The organism is Galbibacter marinus (assembly GCF_000300875.1).
Taxonomy (GTDB): domain Bacteria; phylum Bacteroidota; class Bacteroidia; order Flavobacteriales; family Flavobacteriaceae; genus Galbibacter; species Galbibacter marinus.
On the sequence record NZ_AMSG01000026.1, the window covers coordinates 21,948 to 35,036 of the forward strand.

At 36.0% G+C, this 13,089-nt stretch carries 9 protein-coding genes and 2 tRNA genes; 7 read left to right on the forward strand and 4 right to left on the reverse strand.

Features of this window, described 5'->3' with window-relative positions; all coding sequences use genetic code 11:
* Nucleotides 1-102 precede the first annotated feature (102 nt).
* From I215_RS13265 to I215_RS13275, 3 genes are all read right to left on the reverse strand, one after another.
* Complete coding sequence (locus I215_RS13265) at nt 103-1,470, reverse strand: Gfo/Idh/MocA family protein (protein ID WP_008992496.1); 1,368 nt, start codon at nt 1,468-1,470, stop codon at nt 103-105.
* 92 nt (nt 1,471-1,562) lie between these two features.
* Nucleotides 1,563-2,312 carry a C40 family peptidase gene (locus I215_RS13270; protein ID WP_008992497.1) on the reverse strand — a complete coding sequence of 250 codons (750 nt, stop codon included), beginning with the start codon at nt 2,310-2,312 and terminating at the stop codon, nt 1,563-1,565.
* A gap of 24 nt (nt 2,313-2,336) precedes the next feature.
* Nucleotides 2,337-3,512, reverse strand: coding sequence for an acetyl-CoA C-acyltransferase (locus I215_RS13275; RefSeq protein ID WP_008992498.1), 1,176 nt, complete (start codon nt 3,510-3,512; stop codon nt 2,337-2,339).
* Nucleotides 3,513-3,635: 123 nt separating this feature from the next.
* Here I215_RS13275 and I215_RS13280 point away from each other — a divergent pair, with 123 nt between their 5' ends.
* The 7 genes from I215_RS13280 (at nt 3,636) to I215_RS13315 (ending at nt 11,978) form a co-directional block, all read left to right on the forward strand.
* On the forward strand, nt 3,636-5,684 hold the full coding sequence (locus tag I215_RS13280; protein WP_008992499.1) for an HD family phosphohydrolase: 2,049 nt from the start codon (nt 3,636-3,638) through the stop codon (nt 5,682-5,684).
* A gap of 135 nt (nt 5,685-5,819) precedes the next feature.
* Nucleotides 5,820-5,903: transfer RNA gene (locus I215_RS13285), tRNA-Ser, on the forward strand.
* A gap of 25 nt (nt 5,904-5,928) precedes the next feature.
* Nucleotides 5,929-6,003, forward strand: a tRNA-Pro gene (locus tag I215_RS13290).
* A 216-nt stretch (nt 6,004-6,219) separates the two neighbouring features.
* A complete protein-coding gene (locus I215_RS13295; protein WP_008992500.1) occupies nt 6,220-7,467 on the forward strand; it encodes a site-specific integrase in 1,248 nt (415 codons plus the stop codon).
* Nucleotides 7,468-8,521: 1,054 nt separating this feature from the next.
* Nucleotides 8,522-8,932 (forward strand): Fur family transcriptional regulator, encoded by a 411-nt coding sequence (locus I215_RS13305; RefSeq protein WP_008992502.1) that lies wholly within the window; start codon nt 8,522-8,524, stop codon nt 8,930-8,932.
* 66 nt (nt 8,933-8,998) lie between these two features.
* Nucleotides 8,999-11,182 (forward strand): TonB-dependent receptor, encoded by a 2,184-nt coding sequence (locus I215_RS13310; protein ID WP_008992503.1) that lies wholly within the window; start codon nt 8,999-9,001, stop codon nt 11,180-11,182.
* 1 nt (nt 11,183) lies between these two features.
* Nucleotides 11,184-11,978, forward strand: a complete 795-nt coding sequence (locus I215_RS13315; protein WP_008992504.1) for a cation transporter — start codon at nt 11,184-11,186, stop codon at nt 11,976-11,978.
* 399 nt (nt 11,979-12,377) lie between these two features.
* Here the strand turns inward: I215_RS13315 and I215_RS13320 are convergent, their stop codons facing one another.
* Nucleotides 12,378-12,812, reverse strand: coding sequence for a DUF2306 domain-containing protein (locus tag I215_RS13320; protein WP_008992505.1), 435 nt, complete (start codon nt 12,810-12,812; stop codon nt 12,378-12,380).
* Nucleotides 12,813-13,089: the final 277 nt, after the last annotated feature.

Consider the following 13,089-nt stretch of genomic DNA (forward strand, 5'->3'; position numbering starts at 1 on the left):
ATTATATCCTACAAAGGGATCTTTGTAGATAATAAGTTCCATCACTTTAAAGGTGTCTAATTGATTGAGTAGTCTCTGGAGTTTACTTTTCGGGGACTTTATTTATATATAGTCTAATGGGTCTGGATGTTGCCAAGGATCACGGTAGGATCTGGTTAACATTTTATCAGCCCTTTGGTCGTTTATAAATTGGCGCTTTTCAGGGTCATACATAAGTGGTCTGTCAAGTTCCATTGCTAGGTTAGCCATAATGCAACTTGCTGTAGATATATGTCCTTGTTCTACATCGGCAATGGGTTTGCTTTTTTTGTCAATAGCTTTGAGAAAGTCCATCATGTGATATCGAGTTGCAGGCGCGGTATGAAGTTCGATGTCTTTCTCTTTAAGATCTTCTGGATACTGCTCTTTTTCATAGGTCACATTTTTTGAGATGCGTGTCTTACCGTCGGTTGAAATAAATTCGTATTTCATGACACTTGCTTTTAATACACCCTTCTCCCCATAAATAAAAAAGGCCCATGGATAATCTGGATCAGCTGGGGTTCCCCAAGTCCGATGATTCCAAACACAGTTGAAATCTTCGTATTCGAAAATAGCCGTTTGAGTGTCAGGAATATTGGAATAACCTCCTTTTTGTACGTAGATACCTCCTTGGGATTGTATGCGTTTTGGCCATTTAAGATCTAACATCCATCGTACCGCATCTAGCATATGCACGCACATATCGCCCACAATACCATTGCTGTATTCCGTTCTGGTTCTCCACCAACCTCTATGAGGTAGTCCTTTAAAAGGGAGTTTTGGCGCTGGACCTGCCCACATCTCATAATCAAAATATTCTGGAATGTCCTTAATAATCCGCTCACCATTAGCTCTCATATGATAGTAACAGCACATTTCGACATGACCAATTTTTCCTAACAATCCTTTATCAATAATGTTTGTCTTGGCATCGACCAAATGTGGTGTACTTCTGCGTTGGGTTCCCACCTGGACTACCTTGTTGTATTTTCTTGCAGCCTTTACCATGGCTTCTCCTTCCATGACATCAACACTTGTAGGTTTTTGAACATAAACATGACAGCCTGCACTCAGTGAGGCAATAGTGTTTAAAGCATGCCAATGATCAGGTGTGCCGATAAGAACAATATCTAGCTCAACGCTGGAGAGCATTTTTCTAAAATCTGTAAATAAGGCAGGTGATTTAGGCTGTTTGTTCCTTTGCATCACCAGGGATGCGGCATTGGAAAGGTGATTTTTATCGACATCACACAGAGCTGCAACTTCAATTTCGGTTACCTGCATAAGTCTAAAAAGATCGCTTTTTCCATACCATCCTGTACCGATAAGTCCGACTTTTAATTTTTTTGATGGGTGCATTAAATGTTGTCCATAGGCCCCGTAAGATGCGTAAAGCGTAGTGGCTAGAGTAGACTTAATAAAGTGTCTGCGGTTGATGTAAAATGACATGGTGATTATTTTAGGGAGTAATTTACAAAATACTCATCTAAAGTAATCATGACTAAATGGAATTAAAATTCAAAGATATCAACCTTCTTTTGCTAAATTATTTTTTTAATCACTCGCAGTTTGTGTGAATGGCTCTTAGTGTCCGTATTATAAATCCCAGTATGGTCGATTCGGTCAATTCTCACCTTGCCATAAGAGTGGATGATATAATTATCAGGCATCATAATACCTACATGAATAATGTTCCCTTCATCGTCATCAAAGAAGGCAAGATCTCCAGCTTCACTTTCTTCTATAAAACTTAAAGCTTCTCCTTGAGTGGACTGTTGCGTGGCGGTTCTAAGTAGTGGATAGCCATTGAGTTTGTAAACCATTTGAGTAAGTCCTGAACTATCAATTCCAAAAGGTGTTTTTCCTCCCCAAAGAAATGGACTATTGATGTAATTAAGAGCTGTTGATACAATTCGCTCCTTTGGTTGTTTCCCTTGAAGGGTTTCTCCGTCAAATTTACCAGAAAGATAGTGCGCTGCACTAATGTTACTTCCTATGGTGATGGGTAATAAGTTGTTGTTATTATCATAGATAAATTCTACTAAATCCCCAGATAGTATTGGCTTTAGTTTTTGGAGGCTTTGATAAGTGGATTCGTCAATAATGGTATATTGGGTGTTGTCAAGCCAGCCTTCGAAATTATCGTGTGCCAATCGTATTTTACTCCAATGCTTTCTTTTTTCTAATACTTTAAAATGTTCTCCATATAGTGCCTGAGAGCAAAGTTCTGAGGCATGTTGTGGTTCATTGCGTAAAGGAATGATACTCAAATGACAAATTCCATATTGCATTTAATAGCTGTTTGTAGGGGGTAATTAATTTCTTTCTAAGACCATTGCAGAGGCACCACCACCTCCATTGCAAATGGCAGCTGCTCCGTATTTTGCATTGTTTTGGTCTAGCACGCTCATTAGTGTTATTAGGATTCTTACACCAGAACAACCAAGAGGGTGGCCCAAGGAAACAGCGCCACCATTGACATTTACTTTGGTGTCTGGAATTTCTAATATTTTCATGTTTGCAAGAGCGACAACAGAGAATGCTTCATTGAATTCAAAGAAATCAATATCTTCAATTTTTAAATTTGTCTTGCTCAGTGCTTTTGGTAGTGCCTTTGCTGGTGCTGTAGTAAACCATTTTGGTTCTCCAGCCGCATCGGCATAACTAAGTACAGTAGCTAGGGGTGTAATACCAAGTTCTTTTGCTTTTTCCTCACTCATTAAAACTACTGCTGCAGCACCGTCGTTGATCGTGGAGGCGTTGGCAGCGGTCACTGTTCCTTCTTTTGTGAAAGCGGCTCTTAGAGATGGGATTTTATCTAATTTTACATTTTTAAATTCTTCGTCTTGTGAGACGATTAGTGGCTGTCCTCTTCGCTGTGGGACTTCTACGGGAATGACTTCTTGATCGAATTTACCTTCTTGCCAAGCAGCTGCCGTACGCTTGTAAGATTGTATGGCATAAGCATCTTGGTCTTCTCTTGAAAAGTTATATTCTTCAGCACAATCGTCTGCACATACACCCATGGCGTTTTGATCATATGCATCAACGAGTCCATCTTTTTGAAGTCCATCAATGAGTTGTGATGGTCCAAATTTAGTGCCAGTTCTCATATGTACATAGTGTGGAATCATACTCATGTTTTCCATTCCTCCAGCTACAACTATGGAAGCATCTCCTAAGGCAATGGCTTGAGCAGCTTGCATCACGGCTTTCATCCCACTTGCGCAAACCTTATTCACTGTCGTGCATGGAACCCTGTTGGGGATTCCTGCGTGCAAGGCTGCCTGTCGAGCGGGTGCTTGTCCTTCTCCAGCTTGAACAACATTCCCCATTAAAACTTCTTGAACTAAGCTAGGATCAAGTGCTATTTTTTCCAATGCACCCTTTATTGCAAGGGCGCCTAGTTTTGGAGCTGTAATGGTTGAGAGTTGTCCCAGAAAACTTCCAATGGGAGTTCTGGCTGCAGAAACTATGACTACTTTATTCATGATACACTATTTTGTTGTTGCGAATTTAAATAATTTAAAAAGATAATCATAGGAAGTTGATTTTAATTAAATGCTAATGAGGAGTCTATTTTTTGTTACATTTGAATAATAATACCAATACGAATGAAGAAATTCTTGGATAATCTTTATAAAAATCAGTCCCTTGTTTACAAAGGTTTTCTCTTTATTTTAACCACTGCCTTAGTGGTGTATTTATTCCCTAAAGGGGGGAAGTTTAAGTATGATTTCCATAAAGGGAAGTTGTGGCAATACGAGACTCTCTATGCTCCATTTGATTTTGCAATCCACAAAACCGATGAGGAAATAAAGCAGAATAAAGATGAAATAGAGTCCAATCATCTAGATTATTTTAAGTTCGATGTCGGAATTCGGGATTTGGTATATGAAGGTTATAAGGAGCGATTTAACAGCTATTTTACTGCCGAAGATTACAGTGAATCTGATCGGAAATATTTGCGTTCGAATGGACAAGAGTTGTTAAACCGCATTTATGAAAAAGGTGTTGTTCAGAATACGGAACAATACAAAGGTGATGTACTTGTAAATGTGGTTAGAGGTAATCAAGAACAAACGATTCTCTATGGAAGTTTGGTGAAGATCAATCAACTTGATAGGGTGATTACAGGCTTTTTAACAGAAAGAAAGCTTCAAGCCCACGGTGAGCGACTGAAGAGTTTATACTTTGACATAATTCAACCCAATGTCTTTTTTGATGAGGCTTTAACCAAAATGACTTTAGAACGAGAGTTGGCTAAAGTAACTACCACACGCGGAGGTGTTGATAAAGGCAAACGTATTATTGCTAAAGGAGAAGTTGTTGAAGGGGAGAAGTATACTATGTTGTATTCTTTACAGAGAGAATATCAATCTAAATTGTGGAACGAAAACAACTATAATTGGATTCTGTTGGGGTACATTATTTTAGTAGGGCTTACTCTTTTAATGTTACTGTTATTTTTAAAAAAATATAGGCCAGATGTCTTTATTAATAATAATAAAGTAACCTTTATCTTCTTCAATGTTCTGGTGATGATTTTCTTGACTACAACGGTTGTCAAATTTAATTCTCATTATGTCTATGTGGTGCCAATGTGTATAATGCCACTGATTCTTAAGGCGTTTTTCGATCCAAGGCTCGGACTTTTTACCCACGTGTTGACAGTTTTGATTTTAGGTTTTATTGTGCCTAATAGTTTTGAATATGTGTTTTTGCAAACCATAGCTGGTATAGTCACTATTCAAACAATTTCTGAGCTTCATAAGCGCGCTAATCTGTTTATTTCGGTAGGGCAGATCACCTTGGTCTATATCATTGCTTATTTTGCGTTTTACGTGATTCATGAGGGGAATTTCAATAATATGGATTGGGTTAATTTTGGTTTATTCATCTTGAATGGTTTGGCAACCTTGGCGGCCTTCCCACTGATTTATATTTATGAAAAGCTTTTCTCTTTGGTATCTGATGTGTCGCTTTTAGAGCTTTCTGATACTAATGCCAAATTGTTAAAAGAATTATCGGATAAAGCTCCTGGAACCTTTCACCACTCACTCCAAGTTGCAAACTTAGCCGAAGCTGCTGCAAACGAAATCGGGGCGAATTCTATGTTGGTTCGTGTGGGTGCTCTGTATCATGATATCGGAAAGATGAACAATCCTGCTTACTTTACTGAAAATCAAACTACGAGTGTAAATCCTCATAACGAACTATCAGCTGAAGAAAGTGCGAGAATAATAATTGCTCATGTTATAGAGGGTATTGAAATGGCAAAAAAGAACAATATTCCAGATAGAGTAATTGATTTTATTAGGACACATCATGGTACTTCATTGGTGTACTATTTTTATAGAGAAGCATCGAATTTAGATGAAAATATTGATAAGGCGGATTATCAATATCCAGGACCCATTCCTTTTTCAAAAGAAACTGCTATTCTAATGATGGCGGATTCCGTAGAGGCGGCATCTAAAAGCTTGAAAAACCCAACCTCTACTATGATCAATTCTTTTGTCGAGAAGATTGTTAGTAAACAAATAGATGAGGGACAATTCTTAAATGCGAACATTACTTTTAAAGAAATTGAGCAAATAAAAAAGGTGTTAAAACGTAAATTAACCAATATTTATCACCTAAGAATAGAATATCCAGAATAGTATTTCATTGGTTGTTAGGAAGCTATTTAAAAGTGATAAAAATATTCATGAAAATAGTTGCTTTGTTCTGATTGAACTACTACATTTGCAACCGCAATTTCAAAGTTGTACGTTCATAATGATATAAAGAATAAAGGAGAGGTGCCAGAGTGGTAATGGAGCAGATTGCTAATCTGTCAACGCGTAAGTGTTGCCAGGGTTCGAATCCCTGTCTCTCCGCTTTTCTTTTTTAATGGATATATTTCGGGGTGTAGCGTAGCCCGGTTATCGCGCCGCGTTTGGGACGCGGAGGTCGCAGGTTCGAATCCTGCCACCCCGACGAACCTAGTAATAGGTCTAAACAAAACACTGTTAATCGTATGATTTTCAGTGTTTTTTGTTTTTTATTCATTTGTTTGATTTCATTTAAAACCATATAAAAGGTGTGCAATTCGGTGTGCAATGATTAATTCTAATTGTATTACCTTTAGAGGACTTTCGGGTATGATTTGACTTTCGATTTAACAAACTATTGTTTAATTTAAAGTTATTCAAAATGAAAACAAAAAGCACTTTCACTGTAATTTTCTTCACAAGAAAATCACGGAGCAACCCCAAGCACCTTTCTATCTACGTTCGTATTACGGTAAACAGAAAACGAGCGGAAATCAGTTTAAAAAGAACCATTCTCTACAAAGATTGGGATAACAACAAAAGCCGTGCTAGGGGAAATTCACAAAAGGCAAGAATGCTAAATACCTACTTGGATAAAGTCTACCAGAGGTTACTGGAATGCCATAAGGAGTTTTTGGCAGAAGATAAAATATTATCTTCGGATGCTATTAAGTCCCGCTATTTAGGAGAAGACGATAACAGCAAAAGCTTAAGTAAATTACTCGATTACCATAACAACAATATGGTTCACGTTCTTAAAATGGGAACGATGAAAAACTATTACACTACTGAAAAATATCTCTACAAATTCCTGCTAAAGAAAAAAAGGGTAAAAGATATTTACCTAAAACAGCTCAACTACGAGTTTGTGACAGATTTTGAGCATTTTCTACGAAATTACAAGGATTCAAGAAAAAAGCTAATGTTAACCAATAATGGTGTAATGAAGCATTTGGAACGCTTCAAAAAATTGATAAACTTAGCTGTGAAATTAGAATGGATGCAGAATAATCCATTCAATCAGTTTCAATTGAAGTACCATAAATATGACAGGGCTTATTTAAGTGAAAGGGAACTCGAACTCTTAGAAGAGACAGAATTTAAAAGTGAACGCTTACAAAGAATAAAGGATTGCTTCGTGTTTTCCTGTTATACGGGCTTGTCCTATGTGGATGTGAGGGAACTTACGGTAGATAATATCGTAAAAGGGATCGATAATAATTATTGGATATATACTAAAAGGGAAAAAACCGATGAACGAGTGAAAATACCCTTGCTCCCTAAAGCAATGGATATTATAGAAAAATATAAAGTTTTCCACAAAGAAGATTTTGAAGATGGTCTTTTACCTATCAGTTCCAACCAGAATACCAATAAATATTTGAAGGAGATCACAACATTATGTGGAATCCATAAAAATGTTACCTTTCACGTTGCTCGACATACTTTTGCCACAACGGTAATGCTTTCAAATGGAGTACCCATTGAAACGGTATCGAAATTATTGGGGCATACCAAACTTACCACTACACAAATCTATGCCAGAGTGATTGATACTAAGATTTCCTCCGACATTGCAATGCTTCAGGAAAAGTTGAACCCTTCTCCGAGTAAAAAGAAAATTAATTGAAGAAAAATTGTTTTCTAAGTAGTATGAATACGGAAATGTCCTTATCCCATTTCCCTACATTGCGTAAAAACTTCATTCCGGGAAAGCGGTTCGTCCAAAACAAATCTTGGACACAAGCCAAAAAATGAACGGTGCTTTTATGGTTATATTTCTGAGAAAGAACATTTTCGGTTAAGACTAATCTAAAGCTGCTTTAAAATATTTTTTGGCTTACGTCCGCTTGAGTTCGTAATCATTTGAGAATTTGGGAAATAATTTTCGTGCTGTATTTCAATGTTAGCCCTCCAACTTCCCGCCTACCATTACTTTTTGATGGAAAAATTACGGGATTTAAAATTGGACGGCTGCATAACCGGTCGGCTGCACTTTCCCTTTTATAAGCCTTTCCCAATTTCAAACCCCGTGCAAAAAGACCATCAAAAGGTAACGGATGGCGCTATGGGAAGTAAATGGAATTGAAAAGAACATCCATTTTCAATCTGCACTTTTCTTAGTACTCCTTTACCAAACAAAAGGAAAACCTTCAAGATATAATAAGTATATGGTTTTTATAAGAGGACGTTTTAATGAAAATTTTCAAGGTTCATTCACGTTAAAAAAGCTACCATTTTAAGTAGAGGAGCGGATAAAAATGAGTAGCAAGAGGGTAACACGCAGAGCGGTGTTACATTATTTTAATTCATTCATATACAAGTATTTACTTAAATTTCAAAAATCCTTTTTCACGGAAATTTACAGCAAAACCTCTGGGAAGCCCCGAAAACAGGCATTTTTTTACAGCAAAAATCACGGAATAACCATTGCGGGACGCTCAATCGGCGCTTTGCCTATCATTTTAAAAAGCCGAAGATTGCCTTTGCGCTCAAAAACCCACCGCCTAAATCTTCATCTTTTTAAAACGTTGACTTATCCAAGATAAGCTGTATTTATATATAATCTATTGAAAATCAAACATAAAAGTATATCTTGTCCACCTATTCAAGAAAATAAAAGTTGTTGTTAAAAAAAACAAAAAATAGATGTTTTTCAACGCTTGAAGATATATATTTAGAAAATGCATACCGAAGAAGAAATCCTAAAAATAAAAAAAGTAAAAAATACCGCAGTTAGAACTGTGGTTTTGCGCCATCTTTTAAGCCAAGAAAAAGCCCAATCCTTAAAGGATATTGAAAACGCATTAACATACACAGACAGAAGTTCTATTTTTAGAACCTTGAAAACATTTGAGGAAAACAAAGTCATCCATAGTATCGAAGACGGTTCTGGAATGACCAAATATGCGGTCTGTGCCGAAGGCTGCAATTGCGACCCAAAGGATTTGCACTATCATTTTTATTGTATGAATTGCAATAAAACATTTTGTCTTTTTGATGTTCCTATTCCCAATATTCAACTTCCCGAAAACTTCAAGTTACAACAGGCAAATATGGTCGTAAAGGGCTTGTGCGACAACTGCAACAAATAATCGTTGCAATCGAGTTGCACTAAAAGCCGAATACATTTGCATGTTCTTATAAACCAGAATAAGCAGATGAAAAAAGCGTATTTAACTACATTTTTTTTAATAGTATCAATTATATCAATCGCGCAAACAAGCGATATTTCCATCACTGTGAGCGATGCGGAATCAAACGAGCCTGTATTGGGGGCAACCGTCTATATTGAACAATTAGAGAAAGGAGCAGTAACCAATCTTGATGGAATTGCAACGTTTACAGCAATCCCGTACGGCAACCATATAATTAAAATTTCTTATATAGGTTTTGAAACCATCGAAACCACTATTGAAGTTGGTGCAAAAAAGGAATTCTCTTTTAAACTCGAATCTGGAGGAAATGAACTTGATGAAGTTGTTGTTCAATCCACAAGAAGTACAAGAACCGTAAAAAAAATCCCTACGAGAATAGAATTTATCGGCGCAGAGGAATTAGGAGAAAAAGCGGTTATGAATCCTACAAACATTTCAATGGTACTTCGTGAAAGCACGGGAATACAAATGCAACAGACCTCATTAAGTAGTGGGAATACCAATATTAGAATTCAAGGACTTGACGGTCGGTATACCCAACTTTTAAGAGACGGATTTCCTTTGTACGGTGGTTTTTCGAGCGGTTTAAGTATTTTGCAAATTCCACCTTTAGACCTACAACAATTTGAGATAATAAAAGGAAGCTCATCAACCCTTTATGGTGGTGGAGCGATTGCAGGTTTGATAAATATGGTATCTAAAACACCTGAAGAAGAACCGTCTTTGGATATTATGCTAACCCAAACACAAGCGTTGGGTAGTACGGCAAATATTTTTTATAGCAAGCGGAACGAAAAGTTTGGGGTTTCGTTATACGGTTCTGGTCATTACCAAAAGGCGTATGACCCAGAAGATGACGGTTTCAGCAATATGCCAAAAACAACTTCATTGTCTTTCAACCCAAAATTCTTTTATTATCCTTCAGAAAAAACAACGTTTTGGATAGGTGTCAACGGAACTTATGATGACCGAATTGGTGGAGACGTCACAAAAATTGAAAGAGGCGAAAATGGAATTCACCAATATACCGAAGAAAACCTATCGAAAAGATTGAGCAGTCAAGTGCTTTATGAAACCCAATTAAGTTCTAATAGTTCTTTAAACATCAAAAATAGTGTCTCTTTTTTCGACAGAAAACTATCAATTCCCGATTTTAATTTTGACGGAAAACAAACCAATACTTTTACGGAAATCAACTACCATAGAACATCCAAAAAAACAGATTGGATAATTGGAGCAAATTTATATTCATCCAATTTTGATGAAAACGATAATGCTCCTTTACAACGTGACCAAAAAGACCTTACGTATGGTGCGTTTATAAACAATATTCATGATTTTTCAGATAATTGGATTCTGGAAACAGGATTAAGGGCAGATTACAATACCGATTTTGGATTCTTTCCACTTCCGAGAATATCATTGCTCTACAAGGACAACAATGGGTTTTCGAGTAGAATTGGTGGTGGATTAGGTTATAAAATTCCAGATGTTTTTACCGAAGAGGCAGAAAACATCAACTTTGAGAATGTACTTGCCATAGATAAATCTTCACTTAAAGCCGAACGTTCCTATGGTGTTAATTTTGATGTGAACTATCAAACGAGATTGTTTAATGCAGTAGGTTTTTCTATCAATCAACTTTTCTATGTTTCAGCAATTGACAACGGACTTCTACTGAATTCAACCGATAATGGATTTTTTGAATTTGAAAATGCAGCCGATGAAATTTTGAGCAAAGGAGCTGAAACCAACATTAAATTTACTTACAAAGATTTTAGATGGTTCTTAAATTATGCACTGATTAACACGAAGTTGAACTATTTGGCTGGCAATCCACAAAAACCACTTACAGCAAAACATAATGCAGGTAGTGTATTGATGTACGAATCTGAAAAATGGCGCATAGGCTACGAAACCTTTTACACAGGAAAACAATTTTTATCCAACGGAACAGAAACAACAGATTTTGTGACTATGGGCTTTGTGGCAATGTGTAACTTCAAATGGGGAACAACATTTGTAAATTTTGAAAATTTTACGAACAGAAGACAAAGCAAATTTTCACCTTTGGTTTCACCACCACACGATAATCCAGCATTCCCCGAGATATATGCACCAACTGATGGATTTATATTTAGTGTTGGAGTTATCATAAAACCGTTTGGAAATGAAGATGACGACTAAAATGAATAAGACAATTTTTGAAATAACAAAAATGGATTGTCCTTCGGAGGAAAATCTAATCAGAATGAAATTAGATGGGATTTCAGAAATTAAAAATCTTGATTTTGACATTCCAAAACGAAAATTGACCGTTTTTCACAGTGGAAAAATTGACCAAATCGAAAAATCAATTATTGAACTGAATTTAGGCGGAAAGAAAATTTCAACAGAACAAACTGAACAAACCGATTTTAAAGAAACCACAAGCCAGAGAAAGTTACTTTGGACTGTACTCGGAATTAATTTTGTCTTTTTCATTATCGAAATGACAACAGGGCTTATTTCAAAATCAATGGGACTTGTTTCAGATAGTTTGGATATGCTTGCCGACAGTTTTGTATATGGAATTAGTTTGTTTGCTGTTGGTGGAACGCTGATAAGAAAAAAACGGATTGCAAAAATAGCGGGGTATTTTCAAATCACACTGGCTGTTATTGGCTTTGTGGAAGTGTTAAGGAGATTCTTTGGGGCAGAAAAACTACCTGACTTTTCGACAATGATAATCGTTTCGGTTTTAGCACTTATCGCAAATGGAATTTGCCTCTACATTTTAGAAAAGTCAAAGAGCAAAGAAGAGGTACACATGAAAGCAAGTATGATTTTCACCTCAAACGATGTTATTATCAACTTGGGAGTGATAATCGCGGGACTTTTGGTAAATTGGTTGAACTCTTCAAAACCTGATTTGATTATTGGAACAATCGTTTTTGTATTGGTTATCCAAGGAGCATTTAGAATTTTGAAATTGAGCAAGTAAACAGAATTGTTAATCTGTAAGTAGTTTTAATAACTTGTTTAATAAAATTTGTATCTTTAAGATATCAAAGAAGACCAAATTATATCTTCAAAGTTCTTTATATAGTTTTAGTGTGCAAATAGGTGTGCATGAAAACATGAATATTACGAAATAGCAGTGGTAATAAGGGGTAAGGTAGTTTTAAATTAAGTCTGCCACCCCGACGATCCTTCTTTAAAAGGATATAAAAACACTGTTAATCTATTGATTTTCAGTGTTTTTTTTACGATATCATTTGATATGGTTTGATATCACCCTATCCAGTGAATGATTCGGTGAATACTTTCTTTCCAGCATTTCACTATCTTAGAATGATCATTAGATTGATTTGACTTTCGTCTTTAACACTTATTGTTTAACTTAAAGACATTCGAAATGCCTGATTTTACCGCCTTTTATACTTTTATACCCCAGGTAAGTTGAAATTATCCAAATAAGGGCAAGTGAACTAAAGCCAATTGTACTTGTGATTCCCCCTGTTGAAAAAAAAGCTATATAAAGTCCGCAAATCCCACTTATCAAGACAGAAACAACATATGTTTTCCCTATCCCCCGATGCAATTTGATATTGTTACTTCTCAATTTTTTACTGAATTGTAGCCATCCGATCAACAAAGCAAGACCACCAAGAAAAATATGCACGTAAAACATAATATTCCATAAATTATTTTTCAAGAGATCTACCGTCTTTGTTCCTAATAATCCAAATTCCCGATCAATTATCAAGTATAAAATAGGATATAAGCCAATAATAATGGATAGCAGGCTAAGTATAACCCAAGAAGCTTTTTTCATTTCAATTTAAATTACTTGAAAAATATATAGTTACAGCTTTTTATCCTAAACATCCAATATTCAGATATATCAGAACTCTACTACAGTGAATATACATTACTAATCTAAGTTTTTTTGCTTTAAAGAAAATTCAATTTTTAAAGGACACGTAATTTCACGTTACTTCAAATATGAGTAACTTTCAGTATCTTTAAGTTAGTTGTTTTTAAACTTATAAAAAAGTACGAAATTTTCACCTTTTAAGGGAAAAATGAGTAGCAAGAGGGTAACACGCAGA